The organism is Acidobacteriaceae bacterium (assembly GCA_035944135.1).
Lineage (GTDB): Bacteria > Acidobacteriota > Terriglobia > Terriglobales > Acidobacteriaceae > Granulicella.
On the sequence record DASZBM010000002.1, the window covers coordinates 1,272,988 to 1,293,857 of the forward strand.

Annotated in this window: 20 protein-coding genes; 8 read left to right on the top strand and 12 right to left on the bottom strand. The window is 61.3% G+C overall.

What is annotated here, in order from left to right; translation table 11 throughout:
• Positions 1-33: 33 nt before the first annotated feature.
• The 7 genes from vsr to VGU25_07975 form a co-directional block, all read right to left on the bottom strand.
• A complete protein-coding gene (gene vsr, locus VGU25_07945) occupies positions 34-450 on the bottom strand; it encodes a DNA mismatch endonuclease Vsr (GenBank protein ID HEV2577127.1) in 417 nt (138 codons plus the stop codon).
• 6 nt (positions 451-456) lie between these two features.
• Positions 457-1,989 carry a DNA cytosine methyltransferase gene (locus VGU25_07950; protein ID HEV2577128.1) on the bottom strand — a complete coding sequence of 511 codons (1,533 nt, stop codon included), beginning with the start codon at positions 1,987-1,989 and terminating at the stop codon, positions 457-459.
• Between the two features lie 37 nt (positions 1,990-2,026).
• Positions 2,027-2,404 carry a hypothetical protein gene (locus tag VGU25_07955; GenBank protein HEV2577129.1) on the bottom strand — a complete coding sequence of 126 codons (378 nt, stop codon included), beginning with the start codon at positions 2,402-2,404 and terminating at the stop codon, positions 2,027-2,029.
• 230 nt (positions 2,405-2,634) lie between these two features.
• Positions 2,635-3,786 (bottom strand): hypothetical protein, encoded by a 1,152-nt coding sequence (locus VGU25_07960; GenBank protein ID HEV2577130.1) that lies wholly within the window; start codon positions 3,784-3,786, stop codon positions 2,635-2,637.
• 155 nt (positions 3,787-3,941) lie between these two features.
• Positions 3,942-5,165, bottom strand: coding sequence for a tyrosine-type recombinase/integrase (locus tag VGU25_07965; protein ID HEV2577131.1), 1,224 nt, complete (start codon positions 5,163-5,165; stop codon positions 3,942-3,944).
• Positions 5,166-5,400: 235 nt separating this feature from the next.
• Positions 5,401-6,261: an NAD(+)/NADH kinase gene (locus VGU25_07970; protein HEV2577132.1), complete on the bottom strand. Its 861-nt coding sequence runs from the start codon at positions 6,259-6,261 to the stop codon at positions 5,401-5,403.
• A 155-nt stretch (positions 6,262-6,416) separates the two neighbouring features.
• Positions 6,417-7,172: a TlyA family RNA methyltransferase gene (locus VGU25_07975; GenBank protein ID HEV2577133.1), complete on the bottom strand. Its 756-nt coding sequence runs from the start codon at positions 7,170-7,172 to the stop codon at positions 6,417-6,419.
• Positions 7,173-7,349: 177 nt separating this feature from the next.
• Here VGU25_07975 and VGU25_07980 point away from each other — a divergent pair, with 177 nt between their 5' ends.
• Complete coding sequence (locus tag VGU25_07980; GenBank protein ID HEV2577134.1) at positions 7,350-7,913, top strand: sigma-70 family RNA polymerase sigma factor; 564 nt, start codon at positions 7,350-7,352, stop codon at positions 7,911-7,913.
• A 2-nt stretch (positions 7,914-7,915) separates the two neighbouring features.
• Complete coding sequence (locus tag VGU25_07985) at positions 7,916-8,980, top strand: anti-sigma factor (protein HEV2577135.1); 1,065 nt, start codon at positions 7,916-7,918, stop codon at positions 8,978-8,980.
• Positions 8,981-9,077: 97 nt separating this feature from the next.
• Here VGU25_07985 and VGU25_07990 read toward each other — a convergent pair whose 3' ends face one another.
• Complete coding sequence (locus tag VGU25_07990; GenBank protein ID HEV2577136.1) at positions 9,078-10,484, bottom strand: YncE family protein; 1,407 nt, start codon at positions 10,482-10,484, stop codon at positions 9,078-9,080.
• 111 nt (positions 10,485-10,595) lie between these two features.
• On the opposite strand from VGU25_07990, the gene VGU25_07995 reads away from it, so the two are divergent.
• The 4 genes from VGU25_07995 to VGU25_08010 all read left to right on the top strand — a co-directional run bounded on the left by VGU25_07995 (position 10,596) and on the right by VGU25_08010 (position 14,593).
• Complete coding sequence (locus VGU25_07995; protein HEV2577137.1) at positions 10,596-11,030, top strand: CoA-binding protein; 435 nt, start codon at positions 10,596-10,598, stop codon at positions 11,028-11,030.
• 70 nt (positions 11,031-11,100) lie between these two features.
• Positions 11,101-13,227: a protein-disulfide reductase DsbD domain-containing protein gene (locus VGU25_08000; protein ID HEV2577138.1), complete on the top strand. Its 2,127-nt coding sequence runs from the start codon at positions 11,101-11,103 to the stop codon at positions 13,225-13,227.
• 196 nt (positions 13,228-13,423) lie between these two features.
• On the top strand, positions 13,424-13,810 hold the full coding sequence (locus VGU25_08005) for an SgcJ/EcaC family oxidoreductase (protein ID HEV2577139.1): 387 nt from the start codon (positions 13,424-13,426) through the stop codon (positions 13,808-13,810).
• A gap of 174 nt (positions 13,811-13,984) precedes the next feature.
• The gene (locus VGU25_08010) at positions 13,985-14,593 is read left to right on the top strand and encodes a thioredoxin family protein (GenBank protein ID HEV2577140.1); all 609 of its coding nucleotides are present in this window, start codon (positions 13,985-13,987) and stop codon (positions 14,591-14,593) included.
• A 116-nt stretch (positions 14,594-14,709) separates the two neighbouring features.
• Here VGU25_08010 and VGU25_08015 read toward each other — a convergent pair whose 3' ends face one another.
• The 4 genes from VGU25_08015 to VGU25_08030 form a co-directional block, all read right to left on the bottom strand.
• Complete coding sequence (locus VGU25_08015; GenBank protein HEV2577141.1) at positions 14,710-15,954, bottom strand: DUF2264 domain-containing protein; 1,245 nt, start codon at positions 15,952-15,954, stop codon at positions 14,710-14,712.
• Between the two features lie 7 nt (positions 15,955-15,961).
• On the bottom strand, positions 15,962-16,930 hold the full coding sequence (locus VGU25_08020; GenBank protein HEV2577142.1) for a cytochrome D1 domain-containing protein: 969 nt from the start codon (positions 16,928-16,930) through the stop codon (positions 15,962-15,964).
• A gap of 202 nt (positions 16,931-17,132) precedes the next feature.
• The gene (locus VGU25_08025) at positions 17,133-18,467 is read right to left on the bottom strand and encodes a replication-associated recombination protein A (GenBank protein ID HEV2577143.1); all 1,335 of its coding nucleotides are present in this window, start codon (positions 18,465-18,467) and stop codon (positions 17,133-17,135) included.
• Complete coding sequence (locus VGU25_08030; protein ID HEV2577144.1) at positions 18,464-19,234, bottom strand: RNA methyltransferase; 771 nt, start codon at positions 19,232-19,234, stop codon at positions 18,464-18,466. Before VGU25_08030 ends, VGU25_08025 begins: the two co-directional genes overlap by 4 nt.
• A gap of 114 nt (positions 19,235-19,348) precedes the next feature.
• Between VGU25_08030 and VGU25_08035 the strand changes: the two genes are divergently transcribed.
• Positions 19,349-19,993, top strand: coding sequence for an L-threonylcarbamoyladenylate synthase (locus tag VGU25_08035; protein HEV2577145.1), 645 nt, complete (start codon positions 19,349-19,351; stop codon positions 19,991-19,993).
• 116 nt (positions 19,994-20,109) lie between these two features.
• The gene (locus tag VGU25_08040; GenBank protein HEV2577146.1) at positions 20,110-20,736 is read left to right on the top strand and encodes a YdcF family protein; all 627 of its coding nucleotides are present in this window, start codon (positions 20,110-20,112) and stop codon (positions 20,734-20,736) included.
• Positions 20,737-20,870 lie beyond the last annotated feature (134 nt).

Below are 20,870 nucleotides of genomic sequence, written 5' to 3' on the forward strand. Positions count from 1 at the left end.
ATTGTAGTGCATAGCCCTCTCGGAAGGGTAGACCTAGCATTTCGAAGGTCTGAACAGGTTCAGCAGGCGGCTGCTGAGCTCATCCGGGCGTGACAATTCGCATTCCCATACCACGACTACCCGCCACCCGGAATTTTGAAGTTTCTTGACATTCCGCCTGTCTCTCTCAACGTTGCCAGAGAACTTCGCTTCCCAAAACTCCACGTTACTTTTCGGCGTGGAACAGTTCGAACATCCCTTATGCCGATGCCAAAAGCATCCGTGTACAAATATGGCAGTCTTGTGCCTGGGAAGGACGATATCAGGCTTACCGGGTAGATCCTTGCGATGCAGGCGGAAGCGGTAGCCAGCTCGATGAAGAATTGAACGGACTTGAACCTCGGGTGCCGTATCGCGTCCTTTGATACGGCCCATGTTCCAGCTCCGACGCTTCTGATCGATGCGATCCACGATTCCTCATCTTCTTTCAAGGAGCTCCAGCACTGAAGCAGCGATCTGCGAGGCCATCAGAGGCGGCACAGCATTGCCTACCTGCTGGTACTGCGCCGTGCGCGGACCCGTGAAGAAGTAGTTGTCAGGAAACGTCTGTAGACGAGCTGCTTCGCGGACTGTGAGGCTGCGGCACTGTGTCGGGTCGTAGTGAATGTAGTAATGCCCGTCTTTCGAAATGTGTGAGGTAATAGTCGTGGCGGGGCGTCCGGCAACCTGAACTCTGAATCGATCCTGGAAAAGGCTTCCTTCTTCTACTGACTTCGATACATTCTCATGATCCGGAAGCAGCTGGACCGGGAAGTCCCGTAGCGTAGGGCTGATTCCTTGTGCTTCGGCAAAGCAAGCAGCAAAAAAGTATCGATAGAGATCCTGTTCGATATGGCCCCTCGCGGTGTGATTACAGACTCCCTTCAATCTCCGATCAAAGAACCATTCCCGCTTCTCCTCGATGTCGATGTCCCACGGGATAAATTCCCCTCCTCGATCCTTGCGAGGCTTCCGCAGCGCAGATAACGCAGATCTCAAGGCGTCGCCGATTTCGGTTTCCTTCTTCAAAGTAGAGCGAAACCAAGACTGATGTTGACTATCTTGCACAACGCCCAACCATGCTTGGGGCGTGTCCTCGCTCCGTGACAAACCACTACGAAGCGGAGGAAGGTCTCCGATTACCTTTTTTACCGAAACCGGGGGAACCGGATGCAGCTGAGCGGGAGCCAACCCAGTAATGTCGTCGCGCACGCCGATAATGATCACTCGGTGGCGGGACTGCGGCACCCCATAGAGTTCGGATCGAAGAACGAACCGCTGCGGGCCGCGTATGTTTTCGGCCGAGAGTGAAAAGAGACGATACATGTAGCGCCTCGATCCGTTGTTCGAATGGCGGTTTCCGAGTGCCTCTGCGGGATCGGCCAAGTCCCTCTGAATCTGATCGAATATAAGCGAACCTTCTGGCCGTGAAGAAAGGAGCCCCTTCACGTTTTCCATCACGAAGACGGACGGATGGAAGGTCCCGAGAATCTTCAAATACTCTCGATAGAGGAAGTGGCGATGATCTCCGGCCGGATCGTATCCTTCAATGCCTTTATTCCTCGCTCGACCTGCAAGAGAATATGCCTGACAGGGCGGACCTCCAATCAAGACCCATCTATCCTGGCCCCTGAGTGCCTGACGGATCAGAGATTCAGTCTGCTTCCAGGTTTTTTCTCCCAATGTCAAGCACACGGCTTCGCCGCGGGCCGCTTCCGCTTTCTCAGGATGATTTTGGTACAAATCGTCGATGGCAAGTTCCCCCCGGAGAGCGCGGTAGTAGTCTTCGGGAACGCGCCCAAGATCAAACTGACGAAAAAAGGCTCTGAGCTGAAGAGTGCGATGTGCATGCTCCTCTTTTTCGAGCGAGAGCCTGATTTTGAATGCGGAGCGGCCTGTCCGATCCTTCAGCGATGAGAAGCCCTCACCCAGTCCTCCCGGACCCGCGAAAATGTCGATTACTGGTATCACTCGTTGTCTTTTTCTGTTTGGGTCTTTCCAACTACACCTAGGCCTTGGGAGGCTCAGAAACTTGCATCTTCTTCACGTAGGCTTCGGCGGTTGGCCAATCTGGGGAAACAAAAAGTTCCTCGCTCCTCCCGCCGACAGTTTTGGTCACAATGAAATACGAAAAGGTGTTGTACTCTTCGCGAGCTTCTTCGACCATGACATCCCACACGAACTCTTCGTAGCCGTCGTCTTGAGGTTTAGGGATACCCTCCGGTTCGTACAGAGACTCGAACTTCAGAGATTCCGCCAACCGGGCCAGCGCGTCTTCATCCATATTCCGGAACGCTTCCCGCGCAAACGACTCATCGTAGGTTTTGACAATTTCAAGAAGCTCGTCGTCATTTTGAACCGAAAGGAATGTCTCTTGGCGTGGCATGAATTGCTCCCGCGTTGATTCCAAGTATGTCTTACCAGGGTAAAGCGCCTTTGATGCGCAGTCCAGCCCGGCGCTAGCGCTGCAAGATCGCAACAACCTCGACCCTCTTCGTGCAATCAATTGCACCAACGTCGGCGGGCGCAGAGGTTGAAAGTTTCGTCTCGTGAGACTGAATGAGACCAATGTCAAATTCCGCATTGCCGGTAATACGCCCAGAACCCCCAAGCCCGTCACTCAACCGGTGTTTTCATTGGCTCACAGAATCCCGTGTGACGGCAATAGATCTCAAATAGGGTCCGAAAGAAGCGATCATATGCAGGCACGCGAGGATCGCGTCGCTCGCTTGCACGCAAATGCAGAATGGTGTTGCTTTCGCGACGATGCTTGCCCCGTCCGGACCAGTATGTTCGCTCGCCCCAAACTTCGCCAACGACAGTCACCCTATTGGCGCTGCGTGCGATATCGAGTTGTGAGTAACACCAGAGCTGCCCCCACAAGTTCGGCCAGAGATTTGAAGGAATCTGCATAAAGGAATGCTTCATTTCTACAATCATGACCTCATTCAATCGGGGGTGGCGGTAGATCAAATCCGGCGAGGCTCTCAATGCCTCACCGTTCACACGCAGATGGTCGATGCTGAACCAAGGCACGCCATCCTGGCCGGGCAAGTGGAGACCGTTGTGGACCAAGCGCCATTCTGAGCCGATACTGCGTAGGTATCCGTCGTGAACGCTGCTCTGAGCCATCTTCCTAAGCTCTAAGATCGCTTGTTCCGACGCCTTTCCACGCTCGCGGTCATCCTCGTCACCGTAAGCATTGCTATAGAGCGAATAGAGCCATGACGCGAAGGCCGACACGGTTGCTTGCGGCTTCTCGGGTCGCATCTTCCTGGCGTGACGAATAAACTCGGAGGGATTGAGCCTAAATGGTTGTCGATTGTTGCTCTTGCATTCGCACCATAGACTCTCGCATTTGCCCTCCCACGGCCTGTGACTGAACCCATCCCGTGCCCTCGCCGACCCGAACAGGATGTCAGCGCGCCGTCGAGTGAGGTCTTGCCTCCATCGCTTGTCCTGTTCGTATCGAATTTTCAGGTCGTCAGTGTACCGTTCGTACCAAGTTTTCGGGTCTGGGTGTCCGAATTTTCGCCGGTTTGGCCACTTCTTGTCGAAGTTTCGCAACCACTTCTCGTACGGTTCGGGTTTCCTCCACGGCTTGCACCTTTCGTGAAAATTCCTAGGGAACTCAAGTGCGCAAGGAGGCGGCAGAGCGGCTTCTTCTTTTAGCTTGTCTTCTAGTTCACTTTGCGATCGCGTCGGTAAGGTCTTGGCGAAGTTGGTGCCGAAGGTCTTTGCGAAGTCGATCATGATCTCGCGCAGCATACCATGCGCTCACCGGCTGTCGCTGTCAGCGCTCCCAGCGCTTTGATCTCGCTCGCAAATTTGCTTCCAGCAAACTCGCTCAAATCCCGGTTTGTCGGCAATACGGACGTTTCGACCCGGTCCGATTCGGATTCACAAACGTTGGCGACCACAGGCTAGGCACGCTTGCGCTCGAACTCCAGAATCTTGCCGAACTTCGCCGTGGCTTCTTTCAGACTGTCGTTGCTGAGATGGGCGTAACGTTGCGTAATCGACGGTGTAACGTGGCCTAGCAGCTTGCCGACAACGGGAAGACTCACGCCATTGGAAACAAGATGCGAGGCAAAGGTGTGCCTGAGATCGTGCGTGCGGACTACCGGCTTATAGCGCTTCAGCTTTCCACGTTTACCGTGCACTTCGAACACCTCGACCAGACCCGCCGCCTTGCAGCATTGCAGCCAAGGGCGCTTGAGCGAGACCCGCGCTTTCCGCTTCCCATTCTTCCCTGCCCTGCCGAGGAACAGCGGCCCGCTGGCGTTCTGCGACTTCATGCTTTTGAGCAGCGCAAGCGCTTCAGGTGACAAAGGCACGTGCTCCGTCTTCTTTTGCTTAGTGTGTGAGGAGGGTTTTGTCCAGATGCCGCGAGTCAGATTGAACTGGCTCCAGTCTGCTTTCAGCACCTCACCAGAACGCGAGCCAGTGAGCAAGAGTAGACGCAGCGCGTTCGCCGCATTCTGATCGTGGTACGCATCGAGCGCCGCAGTAAAGCGCGCAATCTCGCCGGAGTCGTCTTCATTTAGGAACCGCGTGCGCTTCTCTTCGTGGAAGTGCTCAATATTCCGCGCAGGATGAGCTTCGGTCATCTTCTCTTCGATGGCGTAATTGAATAGCCGCGAGGCGAAGGAGACGATTCTGTTGGCTTGATAGGGTGTGTCCTTTAGCGATGTGTGCAGCACCTCCACGTCGCGCCGCTGCACCGTCTTCAATCGCATCATGCCCCACGCAGGTCGAAGGTGTTTCTCCGCCATACGGCGATAGTCCCGCCGTGTGTGGGGCCGCTTCCGCGTGAACTCTTCACTCTTGAGGTAGTCGTCCAGCAGGTCGCCGAAGGTTGCCTCACGGCGCACGGCCTGACGCTCACCCGCCGGGTCGCCACCATTGCGAATCTTCTTCTTGAGTTCAATCGCTTCGTCGCGGGCCGCGAGAGCCGTCCACTCCGGGAACCTTCCAATCGTGTAGACACGCTTGCGCGTCCCGTGCGCGCGATACGACAGCACAAATGAGACAACGCCCGAGCAGGTAATGCGCGCTCCAAAGCCAGTGACCTCATCATCCCAAAGAATCGTGTATTCATCGGCGGGAGGCTTCAGAGCCCGCATCACCTTGTCCGTAATTTTCATATTTCCTCCTTCCCATGTGGGCACCATGTGGGCAAATGTTGGCATGGAGTGTCACTCTATGGCATTCATTGTCAGTAGACCTACATAATTTGGCCAATGTTTATAAAGTAATTATTGTAGGCTAATGATTCTCGTGTGGCCACATTGTACTAGGTCTACTAACTACGAACCAGTAGGTCGGGCGTTCGACTCGCTCCGGGCGCACCATAAACTCCCCCGCCACATCTCAAAATCCTTAGCGCTCGCCCCAACTTAACTTGGCGCGCAGCACGTTGAAGATGCCATTCGGCCGAAGCCGCAGCAGCTTCACGCACCGCTCTGATCTCCGGCAGCGAATCCTGTCGTTCAGCAGCAGCTCAACCGCCTCCTGTCCATCCATCGTCAGGTAGGTTTCGTGCGGAACAACATCCACCGTCAGCGTGATCTCGGACGGACCCGGAACCACGATCGGCCGAATCGTCAGCAGGTGCGGACAAATAGCCGTCAGCACCATCGCATCCAGCGACGGAATCAGGATCGGCCCACCGGCCGCCAGCGTGTATGCGGTCGAGCCCGTCGGAGTTGCGACGATCACGCCGTCCGCGCGAAACCGCGCCACGAACTGCCCGTCAACCTCCACCATGAACTCGCCCATCCGCGCGATCGCGCCCTTCGCCAGCACCACATCGTTCAGCGCCAGAAACTCCCGCGGCGACTCGCCATCTCGCAGCAACTGCGCATGCATCATGTTGCGCGAGTCGATGAACGCCGTTCCGTTCTTCCACGCCTCGAGCGTCGTAAACAGCTCGGCCAGCGGAACCTCGGTCAGAAATCCCAGCGAGCCCAGATTGCAGCCCAGGATCGGCGTATCCGAGTGTGCAAACGCGCGCGCCGCGGAAAGCAGCGTCCCATCGCCTCCCAGCGTCACGCAAATCTCCGGCCTGTGCCGCGGCATCTCCGACCGCTCCACCGCGTCGTGCTCGCGGTTCAGATAACCCGCGCTCTCCGGATCCAACACACACTCATAGCCGCGCTCTCCAAACCACTCCAGCAACTGCGCGAGAATGTCACACAGCTCCGGTTTTTGCGGCTTCGAGATGATTGCAGCCTTGGGCATTAGACCTGTAGTGTACCTGCGGGTTTCCGAGAGAGTAGAGGATAGAGGGTAGAGCGTAGAGAACAGGATCGGCGAACCCTCCGCCCTGTGCAACCTTTAGCACCTCGGTTGTCTCTACTGCTGATTCAAAACCTCTACCCTCTACCCTCTGTTCCCTAGAACCTCGCATGCAACAGAAACTCCCGATTCCCTTCCATCCCAAGAATCGGCGAGTCCATCACTGCCAGCACCTCGCCTTTCAGCTCACGCACCGCCTCACGCACGCGCTCAATCGCCAGCGAATGCGCGGCAGGATCGCGCACAATCCCGCCCTTGCCCACATGCTCGCGCCCCGCCTCGAACTGCGGCTTCACCAGCACTACGGCCTCACCCGCCCATCTCTCGCCCGCTGGAGCCAGCGCGGCTACAACCGACGGCAGCACCAGCGTCGCCGAGATAAAACTCACATCCATCGCGAAGAACCGTATCTGCTCCTTCAGCAACGCCGCGACCTCGCCGGGCTTTAGCAAACGAGCATTAGCCCGCTCCATCAGCTTCACCCGCGGGTCCACCCGCAGCTTGTGCGCAATCTTCCCAAAGCCCGTATCGATCGCCAGCACGCTCGCCGCTCCATGCTGCAACATGCAGTCCGTAAAGCCGCCCGTTGACGCCCCGATATCCGCGCACGCCAGTCCCGTCACACCAATCGACCACGTCTTCAGCGCATGCTCCAGCTTTAAACCGCCGCGGCTCACATAGCGCAGGTCCTCGCCCAGCAGGCGCACCGTCGCGTCCTCGCCAATCTGCGCACCCGGCTTGTCCACCTTCTGTTCGTTCACCAGCACGCGTCCGGCAAGAATCAGCGCCTGCGCGCGCTCACGCGACGCCGCATGCCCCCGGTCCACCAGCAGTTTGTCGATTCGTACTTTCAAGTGCGCTCGCCGCCCGCTTCCTTCGCTCTCAATCCAGTTTCCCCGAGCCCGCTTGCTTCGGCAACGGCATGACGTACACTGGGCACTCGGAAACAGGCTGGGGTGGGCCGCCGCGTTGTGCATCGCGCCTTCACCACCCGGCGAGAGCAATCCGTCATCGTCGCAGGAACGTAATTCATGAAGAGTAACGTTGAAGGACCGATGATCAATGGAACCACGGAACAGGATGCCCAATTATTGGGCCGGGTACGTCGCGGCGATGATCAGGCCATGGCCACCATCTACGATCGCTACTCCAGAGTGGTTTACTCCGTCGCGCTCCGCGTCCTGCGCGACCCCGCCTCTGCCGAAGACGTCGTTCAGGACGTCTTTCTCGGCCTCTGGCGCCGCCCCGAGAGCTTCATCTCCGCCCGCGGCAGCCTCGGCGGCTGGCTGGCCGTCGTCGCCCGCAACCGCTCCATCGACACCCTCCGCCGCAAACGCCCCAGCGAACAGGTTGAGGAGGTTTATCTCGCCTCACCTTTCGATCTCTCCAGCGAAGCCGAGCGAAACAACATGATGCAGCGCGCCCGGGGCGTTATCGTGCGACTTCCGTTGGAGCAACGAAAAGCCCTCGAAATGGCATACTTCGATGGGCTCACCCACTCCGAGATCGCCGAAGTCACAGGCGACCCCCTCGGCACCGTAAAAACCCGCATCCGTGCCGCGCTGTTGAACCTGCGAAAGGAGCTGGAAGCATAACCATGATCGACACCCACATTCCCGAAGACGACCTCGTACTCTTCGCCCTCCAGCTCCTGCCCGAAGAACGTATGCGCCAGGCAAAAAAGCATGCCGAGACGTGCGATCTCTGCCGCGGCGAAATCGCCAAACTGCAGGGCGACCTCGTCGCCTACTCCATGACCGCTGATTTCCATGCGCCTCCGCCAGCCGCCCGCGACCGCTTCATGCGCCAGATTGCGAAGGAGCCGAAGCTCGCCCCGCTGGAGCCGGAACCGGAGCCCGAACGCAGGCCCGCGCCCGCGCCAGCGCCCCCGCCCCTCACTCCCCTCGAAGACCGCCGCGCCACGCAGGCTCAAATTCACGCCGCCTCCGAGCCCTTCTTCCCTACCCGCCAGAGCCGTGCCCTGGGCAGGACAATTCCCGAGGATGAACTTGAGGTCCCGCCGGAACGCCGTCGGCGCGGCCTCCATAGGGGCATGCCCGAGGATGAGCCGGAGGTTCCGAAGGAGCGCCGCCGTCCCAGCCGCGCCCCCTGGGTGCTCGCCTGGACAGGCTGGGCCGTAGCCGCAGGCGCCTCCTTCGTCGCCGGCCTCCAGCTACATCAGCGCCAACAGATTCAGAGCTCTATCGCCGCGCAGCAGGCCCGCATGGACGACGCCACACGCCAGGCCGCCCATGCCCGCGATGTGCTCGCCACCATAACTTCCGCGAATGCAATGGAGATGCCCCTGCATCTCACCGCTGCGGTGAAGGCCGCCACCCCCGTCAAGCCCGGCACGGCCCCAACGCCTGCCGCCGCGCCCTCGGCCGAGGCCCTCGTCGCCTATCTCGCCGACAAGGGCGCACTCGTCTTCATCGGCACCCACATGGAGCCTGCGCCCGCCGGCAAGACCTACGAGCTCTGGCTACTCCCTGCAAACGGTGGCAACCCCATGCCCGCCGGCACCTTCAAGCCTGACGCCCAGGGCACCGCCCGCATCGTGATGCCTCAGCTTCCCAAGGGCGTCGCCGCCAAGGGCTTCGGTGTCACGGTGGAGAACGACGGCGGCTCCGAAACGCCTACGCTGCCGATCGTCATGTCCTAGCAGGTGCCCCCTTCAGGCGCAAATTCATCGCGCATGAGGGGGCCAAAAAACAAAGGCCGCCTCTACAGGCGGCCTCTCTTCTTTCTATCGATCGCTTTTACTGCGCTGTAACGACCACCCGAACCCCAAGTCCCTGCAGATTCACGTGCGTGGTCACAGTGTCGGTATCCGTCTCAATCACCGTCATGAATTTGTTGTCCGCCGACGTCACGTAGACCTTGCCCGTCGGCGTTCCGGTCGTCGCCGCAATCGTCGTCGGATGACCATACACCTCGGTCGGCGTCGTGTTCGTGTTCGATGTCGCCGAGGCGGTAGAGATCCCCGGAATCGTCGCGGTCACCGTGCCACTTACCAGGTTCACAACGCTCACCGAACCCTCGACGCCCGCCGCGGCGTTGCCCTGGTTCGCCACATAAGCCTTCGTCCCGTCCTGCAGCACCGACACCATCACCGGGTTGATGCCCACCGGAACCGTCGCCAGCACCGTACCAAAGCCCACCGCGTCCACCGGATTCGCCACATCGCAGTTCGGGTTTGACGCCGGCGAAGCAGTACTGCACAGCGGGATATTGATGATGCTCAGCGATCCCGGATGCACACCATCGCCCTGGTTCAGCACCACAAGCTGGTTGCTGATCGGCGCGAGATCCGCCCACACCGGCCCTTGCCCCAGCGTTCCCGTCGCCGGAATCACCGGCATTGCCAAGTCCGGCCCGTTATTCACCACGTTGATCACGTTCACCGTGCCCGAACCCTTGTTCAGGATGAACGCGCGCTTTCCATCCGACGTCATCACACCGTACACCGGATTGATCCCCACCGGAATCGTGCTTGAAACCGCAAGGTTTCCGCTCTCAATCGACGACACCGTGCTCGGCGTTACCGTATTGCCCTCGCTGATCACATACGCGCGTGCCGCCCCATTCGTTCCCACCACATAGATCGGGTTATTGGGCACGCCGATGTTCTGCTCCAGCGAGCCCGTGCTCGTCAGCGCCGCCACCTGCGACAGCCCCGGCTCCGGCACAAACACTGAGGCATTCGTTCCCGTCAGCGAAACCGCCGTGATGCTCACCGGCGTAGACCCCGCGCTCAGCGTGCTCTGTCCAATGTCGCTCGAAAGCAGCGACTCAGGGCTACCCGCTGGAAATTCGTTGAAGGAGCCCGCGCTGTTGATCACGTACCCCTGCGCTCCGCCCGGCGCCAGCGCCAGGTAGCTCGGGTTCGCCAGCACCTGCGGCGTCGACAACACCGTATCCCCGGCGAAGTCCACAAACGTCAGCAGACCCGGAGACGACGCGCTCGGACTCGAGATCGCAATGGCATACTTCGTCGGCTGAGACGCTGGCCCCACCGGATTAATTGCGCTTACCACCGGCCGGTACTGGTTTCCGCAGCCCGCCACAAACATGCTGAGCGCCGCCGCTGACCCCAGCAGAATCGGCCTCTTCCAGCACACACTGCCGCCGAGCGAAGCCTCAAAATACGATCGTCTTCCGAACAAAAGGTGACTCCAGAAAATGAGCGCGCTACTCGGCCGCTCATCAGCGTCTATTGTAGACGAGCCGGTATACGTTCTCGGTGACTCACAGCCTGCAGCCCCAAGGAGAAGTCCATGAACGAACCCGACGTGATTCTCAAAATGCTCGGCGGCCACAACCGCGAGCCGCGCACCATCGCCGTTATCGGTCTCTCCGACGACCCCAGCCGCCCCAGCCACTCCGTCTCCGAGTACATGCAGCGCCACGGTTACCGCATCCATCCCGTGAACCCCGCCCTCTCCCACGTTCTTGGCGAGCAAGCCTATCCCACCCTGCGCGATGTCCCCGGCACTCCCGACATCGTCAACGTCTTCCGCCTTCCCCGCTACATCCCCGCCATTGTCGACGAGATGATCGAGCTCGGCCTGCAAAACCTCTGGGTCCAGCTCGGCATACGCAACGACCCAGCCGCCATCAAGGCCGAAGCCGCCGGCATCTCCGTCGTCATGGACCGCTGCATCCTCATCGAACACGCCAACCTCTTCGGCAGCAAAGCCCGCGTCGCCTGACTTGTCACTACATTGTTGAATCTCTGCGCCTTCAGCTTCTGCACTCACGCGAGGCCTCTAAAATAGCTCCATGACTTCCGGACGCATAGCGTCGTCGCAGCGAGCCTTCCTAAACTGCCTGCTCCTTCTGCTCGCGCCTCTCTGCGCGCTATCGGCCCACGCCCAGATCCCCGAGGTCGGCGACGGCGGCCCCGGCCCCGTCAAAGCCCAGCACCTCACCGCCGAAATCACCTCGCTCTCTCCGCAGATCACCCCCGGCGGCACGCAAACCATCGGCCTCGTCCTCACCATCGAGGAGCACTGGCACGTCTACTGGATCAACGCCGGCGACTCCGGCGAGCCGCCCGCCATCAAGTGGACCCTACCCAAAGGCTTCACCGCCGGCCCCCTGCAGTTCCCGCCGCCCCAGCGCCTCCCGCTCGGCCCGCTCATGGACTTCGGCTACGAGGACCAGGTCGCCTTCCCCATCACCGTCACCGCGCCCGCCAACGCCAAACCCGGCAAAACGCACTTCGACGCCCACGTCACCTGGCTCGTCTGCGCCCAGGTCTGCCTCCCCGGCAAAGCCCACCTCGGATACGACATGAACGTCGTCAACGGGCCGCTTCCGCCCCCTCCCGTCGTCGGCGCCCTCGGCGAGTCCATCAAGTCTCTCCCCAAGCCGCTGCCGTCCGACATGTCCGTCTCGGCAATCGGCGACTCCAAACACATCCAGCTCACGCTGAAGACCGGCTCCCACGAAACCGACGCCGAGTTCTACCCCTTCGACCCCGAGATCATCGAGAACGCCGCCGACCAGCAGGTCGAAGCGCTCCCTGACGGCGCACGCATCACCCTGCAGCGCGCCCACGACTCCCTCTCTCTGCCCAAATCCGTCCACGGCCTCGTCGAGCTCTCCAGCACCGAAAGCTACGAATTCACCACCCCCGTCACACCGGGCGCCATCACCTCAAACCTCACCCCAGCCGCCAAAGCCGCCAAGCAAACCACCCCCGCTGACGTCACCGTCTTCGGCGCCATCGGCCTCGCCTTCATCGGCGGCATCATCCTCAACCTGATGCCGTGCGTCTTCCCCGTGCTCTTCCTCAAGGGCCTCGCGCTGCTCAACTCCTCCAACGAAGAAAAGCACCGCCAGCGCGCGCACGGCCTCGTCTACACGCTCGGCATTCTTGTCTCCTTCTGGATCATCGTCGCCGTTCTCCTCATCCTCCGAGCCGGGGGCCGGGAGCTCGGCTGGGGCTTCCAGCTTCAGTCGCCCGGCTTCGTCGCCGTGCTCGCCTCGCTCATGTTCTTCCTCGCGCTCTCGCTCGCGGGCCAGTTCGAGCTCGGCCTTTCCCTCACCTCCGCGGGCGGCGGCCTCGCCCAGAAGCAGGGCTTCGCCGGCAGCTTCTTCACCGGTGTCCTCGCCACCGTCGTCGCCACGCCCTGCATGGCCCCGCTCATGGGAGCCGCCGTCGGCTTCGCGCTCTCCCACTCCGCCGTGATGACCTTCATCGTCTTCACCGCGCTCGCGCTCGGTCTTGCGCTCCCCTACCTCGTCCTCACCATGCAGCCGCAGTGGACCAGCATCCTTCCCAGACCCGGCGCGTGGATGGAGACCGCCAAACAGCTCACCGCCCTCCCGCTCTTCGCCTGGGCGCTATGGCTGGTCTGGGTCTACGGACACCTCTACGCAAACGAAGGCGTCGACCGCGTGGCGAGCCTTCTCGCCTGCTTCCTCATCCTCGCCATCGCGGGCTGGTGCCTCGGTAAGTGGCCTGCAAAATGGGGATCGGCCATCGCAGCCGTCATCCTCATCCTCTGCGCCCTCGCGCTTCCGCTCCGCAAGCCCAAGGCCGAAACCATGGCCTGGCAGCCCTACACGCCCGCAACCTTCCAGGCCGCCCGCGCCTCCGGCAACCCCGTCTTTGTGGACTTCACCGCCGACTGGTGCCTCAGCTGCAAATTCAACGAAGCCACCGTTCTCCGCTCCTCCGAGGTGGAACAGAAGCTCCGCGACGACCACGTCCAGCTCCTCAAAGCCGACTGGACCCAGTACGACCCCGAGATTACCCGGCAGCTCTCCGCCGTCGACCGCTCCGGCGTGCCCACCTACGTCATCTACCCTGCCGGCGCCAACTCCAACGCCGACGTCCTCCCCGAGCTCCTCACCAAGGACATCGTCCTCAAAGCCCTCGAAAAGGACGCCCACTCCTAAGTTGTTCTTGCCCCCGCTGCTGTTCTCGCCGTCATCCTGAGCGAAGCGAAGGATCCCTGTATTTGCCTTTGCCTTTGCTGTTGCCTTTCTTTCTGTCATTCCCGAAGGGAATCTGCTTTTGCTTTTGCCCTTCCGCTCCCGCCACGCCCCAGGGCTTTAGCCCTGGCTCTGCCCGAGGTATGCTTTCCCAACAACAATGAATCCCGAAACCGACTCCGACGTCGAGCAGATCCGCGAACTCGTCGCCACTTGGGCCCGCGCCTCCGCCTCCGGTGATCTCGACGCTATCCTTCCCCTGATGGACGATGACATTTTGTTCATAACCCACGGCGCCGAGCCCTTCGGCCGCGACGTATTCGTCCAACACTTCACCAACAACGTCAAACAAATGGACCTCGACGTCACCGCACACGTTCGGGAGGTAGAGGTCCGTAACGATCTCGCATTCGCGCGCACCTGGCTCGAGGTCCGCATCACTCCTCAGAATGGCGAGCCAATGACGCGCACGGGCTACACGCTCTCGGTCTACCGGCGGCGTCCCGGTGAACCCTGGAAGCTCTGGCGCGACGCCAATCTCGTCTGAGCGTTTGAAGGGGACGGTCTTCAGCCCCCGCGCTCGTTTTCGAAGGGGCACGGCTTCAGCCCCCGCGATCGTTTTCGAAGGGGCACGGCTTCAGCCGTGCCATAAACTGGCCAGCAAAAAAGGGGCTTTAGCCCCTGAGGTCGGCCTGACACATCATTCAGAAGGAGAGCCCCCATGCCCCGCATCTCCAACGTTCTGCGCCTCGCCGCTGTCCTCGCCCTCGCCACCACCGCCTTCGCCGTCAAACCCGGCGACCAGGCTCCCGACTTCAAGGGCACCGACTCCAACGGCCACACCCAGACCCTCTCGCAATATCACGGCAAGTGGGTCGTCCTCGAGTGGGCCAACCGCGGCTGCCCCTACGACCAGAAGCACTACAACAGCGGCAACATGGAAGCCCTGCAGAAGGAATGGACCGCCAAAGGAGTCGTCTGGCTCCGCATCGTCTCCTCCGCGCCCGGCGAGCAGGGCTACGTGACGCCCGCTCAGGAGAACGAATACCTAACCGAACACCACGCCGCTCCCACTGCCGCCATCCTCGACCCCACCGGCGCCATCGGCCACCTCTACGAAGCCAAGACCACCCCGCACATGTTCGTCATCGACCCCACCGGCAAGCTCATCTACATGGGCGCCATCGACGACAAGCCCAGCCCCGATCCCGACACTCTCAAAGGCGCGCACAACTACGTCAGCGAGGCCCTCGAAGATGGCATGGCAGGCAAACCCGTCCCCACCCCGGTCACCCGTAGCTACGGCTGCTCCGTAAAGTACGCCGAATGACGAAAAGTGCCTGCCCCAAAATCAGTGCAATTTCACAGAGCCCATCGGCACTTAAAGTCCAAGCCTAAAGTCCCTGCTTCGAAGACTTTGCGCAAAAAGTACGGGGGGGACCCTCTCTAGTCCAGCGCATGATCCGCAGCCAGATCCACGCCGCTCCAGGCCTTCTTCCCGCTCCACGCCGCATCCGGTCCAGCCCAGAAATCCACATCCGGAGCCAACCCCAGCGGCAGGAACGCTGCCGTGCAAAGATACAAGCTCCCAGTCGAGATATAGGTCTCCCCAATCTCCGGCTGATGCCCGCACAGCCCAATCTGCAGCCACCCCGCGCGATCGAACGTCTCCCGCGCCAGCAGTGTCCGCTGAATCACAGCACCGAGCCCACACCGCACCTGCTCCGGCGTCACTGAAGCTGGCAGCATCTTGCGATACGCCGCATCCGCCAGCAGATGAAACGCCCCGCATCGATATGCCAGCGATCTGCCGATCGGCGCAAAGCTCCCATCCGGCCCAATCGTCCGCTCTTGGATCGCCGCATACCGCGTCGCTCGCGCGTGCTCCGGCGCAATCATCGCCTTCCACGCGTCATCCTTATCGCCCACCGCCTCCAGCGCGGCCAGCAGGAACGGATGCATCACGTACGAGTCGTAGTAATCCGCGTGATAGTGCGCCCCATCCCCGTACACCCCATCCCCCACATACCACTCGCTCATCTTTTTGAGCGCAAAATCGACGCGCTGCCGGTCCCAGTCTTCACCAAGCTCATACAGCGCGACCTCGATCATCGCCGCAAACAGCAGCCAGTTATTCATCGGCGGAGTCTGCTTGTGCGTCGCCCGCAGCGCATCCGCTAAGTTCTTGCGGACCTCCTGCGGCAGCGCGTCGCGGACGGACTTTGGCGCCCGATGCAACGCGAGCGCCAGGAACGCCGCATCCACAATCGTCTGCCGCTCCTCACCAAATCGCAGCCATCCCGGCGACTGCGGATCCACTCCATGCGCGATCGCATCCCGCGCCCAGGCCGTATACTTGCCCCGCAACTCACCCTCTGCTCCGTCGCTCGGCCCATGTTCCAGCCACGGAGCCAGTCCCGCCAGCGTCCGACCTACCGCCTCCAGGTGCGTTACCTTCCGCCGCTCCGCTTCATGCCCCGGCGCGGCTTCCACCGGCATCAACTGCTGCAGCTTCCCCGCCGCCGCTGCGCGCATCACCGGCCCTGCCACACGATCCAGCAGCCCAATCCATCCGTCGCGTGACAGAGAACCAAACGGAGAAAGTGGTGACTCCGCACTTGCGAGACGTGTGCCCACCACCGCACCCGCCCCGCCCCACAATGTGCCCTTTACAAAGTCCCGTCGCTGCAACGCAACCTCACTTTGCCCATGCCAGCCCATCCGCGCCCGGGCCTGCGTCGATCACCTTCGCCACCTTCCAGCTCTTCAAGTCGATCGCCGCCACCTTACCGCTCTTATTGCAGGACACATACGCCACGGCCCCATTCGGCGGAATCAGAATCTCCTGCGGCGTGGCCGGAACCTTGATTGCATTCGCCACCCGCATCGCAGAAAGGTCGATGAGCGCCACTTCATTCGCCGACGGCACACACACCAGCAGCCACTTCCCATCGGGCGTCGGCGCCGCACCATACCCGGTGCCCGGCAGCTCCACCCAACGCGCCACCTTGTTGGTCTTTGTGTCGATGACCGCCAGCATCGGCTCCGTCTGGTCCGACGTAAACACCCAGCGGTCGTCGTTTGAGATCGAAATCCGCTGCACCTCATGCGATACCGGAATCACGGTAATTTTCTTCCGCCCGATCATGTCCAGCACCGACACGCTCCCCGGCCCGACATTCGCCGTGTAGCCGCGCGTGCCGTCGTGCGACAGCACGAGCATGTGGGATTGCTCCGCCCCTGTCGGCACCTTGCCCACAATCTTCAGCGTCCGCGTGTCGATCACGGTTACCGCATCATCCAGCTCCGTCGTCACGTACAGCAGATGCCGCTTCGCATCCAGTACCGGCAGATGGGGCCGCAGGCCATGCCCAAAATCAACATGCCCGACCACCGTGTGCGACGGGACATCAATCACCAGCATCTCGTGCCCATCGATGCCGGGCTTGCCTACACCCGTGCTTCCGTAGATCGGCAGGAACGCTGTGCGTCCATCCGTCGACGCAACGACTTCATGCCCATGCACACCGGGCGTCTTCTCCTCGATCGCCGCAACCTGCTTTCCACTCGCCGGATCGATGACGCTCAGCGTTGCATTGCCCTGATTGGCTACGAGCAGCGACTGTGCACCTGCACCCGCACAGAGAACGGCACTAGACAGGATCAAACCGATCGCACATTTCATATTGTGCGAAAGTATACGGGGCCAAGGAGGATGCTGAGAAGATGCCGGCGGTTTACAGGCGAACCTCAGCGGCTAAAGCCGTCGTCGTTTCGCAGCAGTTGCAGCACGGCTGAAGCCGCGCTCCTAACGCAACCAGACTCTTTCCGCACGCTCTCAATCCCTCAGGGATGTGTGCGCGGGGCCACTATCGCTTCGACTCACGAATGCGCTCGATCTCGCGCATGCGGTCCGCGAGAATCTTTTCGCGGCCTTCACTGGTTGGCTGATAGTACCTGCGCCCGGCAAGCGATGGCGGAAGACACTCCATGTCTGCGACCCGGCCCTCGATGTCGTGCGCGTACTGATAGCCCTTCCCGTAATCAAGCTCCTTCATCAGCTTCGTGGGAGCGTTGCGCAGGTGCAGCGGCACAGGCTCCGCGGGCTTCGCTTCGATATCTGCCAGTACGTCGCCATACGCCGTGTACAGCGCATTCGACTTTGGTGCGAGCGCGAGATATACAACCGCTTCACCGAGCGCCAGGTCACCCTCTGGGGAGCCGAGAAAGTGCACGGCATCGCGCGCGCTCAGGCAAAGATTCAACGCCTCCGGAGCGGCAAGCCCGATGTCTTCGATGGCCATCCTCACGACGCGACGTGCCACGTACATCGGGTCTTCGCCAGCGGCCAGCATTCTTCCCAACCAATAGAGCGACGCATTCGCATCCGAGTTGCGCACGCTCTTGTGCAGCGCCGAGATGAGGTCATAGTGCTGCTCGCCCTTCTTGTCATAGAGCAGCACGCGCTGCTGCACCGCCTCCGCCGCAAGCGCTTTCGTGATGACTTTTTCGCCGCGACTGTCCGCGAGCTTGGCCGCAACTTCGAGCGCATTGAGCGCATTGCGCGCATCGCCACTGGAGTACGATGCGATCTGTTCGAGCGCACCCTCATCCGCGCTTAGCCCCATCGCGCCGAGTCCGCGCTCCGAGTCATTCAAGGCGCGCGTCAGCAACGCCAGCACGTCGTCCTGCGAGAGTGCCTGGAGCGTGTACACGCGGCAACGGCTCAGCAACGCGGCGTTAATCTCGAACGACGGATTCTCGGTCGTCGCTCCAATCAGCCTGATCGCGCCGCGCTCGACATACGGAAGGAATGCATCCTGCTGCGCCTTGTTGAAGCGATGAATCTCGTCGATGAAGAGAATTGTCCGCGAGCCGAATTGCGAGGCCTTCTCAGCGTCTGCCATCACCTGCTTGATCTCTTTGATCCCCGAGAGTACTGCGGAAAATTCAATGAAGCTGGCGCTCGTGGCGTGCGCGATGATCTTGGCGAGCGTCGTCTTTCCCACGCCCGGCGGTCCCCAGAAGATCAACGACGCTGAATCGTCGCGCTCAATCTGCAGCCGCAGCGGCTTGCCCGGGCCGAGGAGATGCTGCTGGCCGACAAACTCGTCCAGCGTGCGCGGGCGCATGCGATCCGCGAGTGGCGCGCGCTTATTCACGCGATCGCCTCCGCGCATCGGCGCTGTGTCGAATAGACTCATCGCGCAACCTTTGCAGGGACTATGCGCGCGATCCTCTGCCGCATCGCCTCATACAACAGCGTCGCGGCCGCGGCCGCGGCATTCAGCGACTCCGTAACGCATGGAATGTGCACGCGCTCGTCGGCAATTTCCAGGGCTTCCTGCGAGAGCCCAGCGCCTTCGTTGCCAATCATCACAGCACAGGAACGGCCCATATCCGCATCCACGCACGCGGTCGCACCTCGCGCCTCCGCGACAGCGGCATACACGTGCACTCGCTGCTCACGCGCCCATCGGGCAATCTCCTCCAACGACATCCTTCGCACGGGCAGACGAAAAACTGAACCCGCCGCCGCGCGCACAGCCTTCGGCCCCCATGCATTCGCGGTCTCGCCGGTAACCAGAACCTGCGGGACACCAAACGCCTCGGCGGCGCGCAGCATCGTGCCCACATTCCCGGGGTCCTGAATGGCTTCCAGCACGAGGGTGATCCCGTGACGATATTGATCGGGCCGCTTCTCCATGTGCGGAATCTCAATCAAGGCCGCCACACCCTGAGGCGACGCGGTATCGACCGCGCTGGCGAAGACGTCCCGGGTCAGCATGATGACGGGTGTGCCGCCGACTGCGAGCGAGCCCAGCACCGCCTCGCTTCCCTGCCGGACAAAGACGGCCTCCAGCCGCACGTCAGATCGCAGCGCTTCGCCGATCAGCGTCGCGCCCTCAATCGCAACGATCTCCCCCGGCCTGGACACCTTGCCGTCGAAAGCCGCGCGCAACGCCTTCACTTTAGCGTTCGTTCTGCTCGTAATTGGCGGGGCCAGCTGCATCGCCACAGTGTACCCGCCGCCATCTCTGGATGCTCTTTGGGGTAAAGTCATCTGGAGGAGATCTCGCCGCCCTTGATTGCAGAGATGCTTCGCATACATCCGGAGGAGCCGGAGCCACAGCACGTCGCGCGCGTCACAGCCGCTCTGCGCGCCGGCCAAGTCGTCGCGCTTCCCACCGACACGTTCTACGGTCTCGCCGTGGACCCGGTAAATCTGCGCGCCGTGGATCGCATCTACGACCTGAAGACCCGCGCGCGCCACAAGCCTCTTTCGCTGCTGATTGAAGATATGGCGCAGGCCTACGAGCTGGCGCGTTCGCTGGACGGCGCTTTCGACCGGCTCGCGGAGCGGTTCTGGCCCGGCCCGCTCACCCTTGTGGTCAAAGCCGGCGGCAAACTTCCGCTCCGGGTGACGGCCAACACTGGCAACGTGGCGCTGCGGGTTCCTGAAGCGGCCATTTGCAGGGCTGTCGTTCGCGAGCTCGGACTGCCGATAACGGCGACCTCGGCCAACCTCCGCGGTCTGCCCGAGTGCACCTTTGCCAACTGCGTTCGGGAGCAGTTCGGCGACAAGATTCCGCTGATCGTGGATGGGGGACCGACGGCGCGGTCGGTGGCGACCACGATCGTGGACCTATCGGGCGGCTCGAACTCGTGGATGATCCTGCGCGAAGGCGCCATCCCGACGCACGAGATCGCGCTGGCTCTCCACCGCTGAATAAAATCAGGCGTCGCGCGTAATTCTGGATGTCCACACCGGAATCGCGGATACTAATCCCTAACCTGCCGATGGCCACGCGCACGAGAACCCGCACCGCGAGAACGCGCCGCAGCTTGGGCGCGCGCCTGCTGGGCTGGACGCTGCTCATTGTCCTGCTGGTCGTAGCGGGATGGTGCCTGTGGGTCTATCGGCAGATCGAGTACACAGCGCACATCGATAATGCGGAGCGCGCCGATGCCATCGCGGTCTTCGGCGCGGCCGAGTACGCGGGGCGTCCTTCACCGGTGCTGCATGCGCGGCTCGACAAGGCGGTTGCGCTGTACGACCGCGGAATCGCGCCGTTTGTTATCACGCTTGGCGGCGGATCTGATAAAGACTCTGGCCGCACGGAAGGCGGGGTGGGCCGCGACTACCTGCTGGCGAATGGAATTCCGTTCGACCGCATCATCGCGGAGACGCACACGTTCGACACACAGGAACAAGTCCAGAAGTTAGCCCAGATTGCGGCCGCGCGCCAGTTCCATAGCATCGTTGTCGTCAGCGATGGAACGCATCTGTTCCGGATTGCGCTACTGTGCCGGCAAGCCGGGCTGAACGTCTACACTTCGCCGCGTGCGCCGCTAGGGCACATCGATGATGTGGACGCGGCCGAGCGCGTGGGGCACGAGATTCTGAGCTATACGGCGCTGCGGCTGAATCTTGAAAGCTGGCTTCACCGGCTGGACCGCAGAAACGACTAAGCTAAGCAAATGAGACTCGCCGCCGTTGTCTTCCTTGCGCTCACGCCTGCGCTCTTTGCGCAGAACGTGCCAATGGCAGCTGGCACTGACCATGCGAAGCCGCCTGTGCCTCGGTCGCATTCGGTCAATGTGGA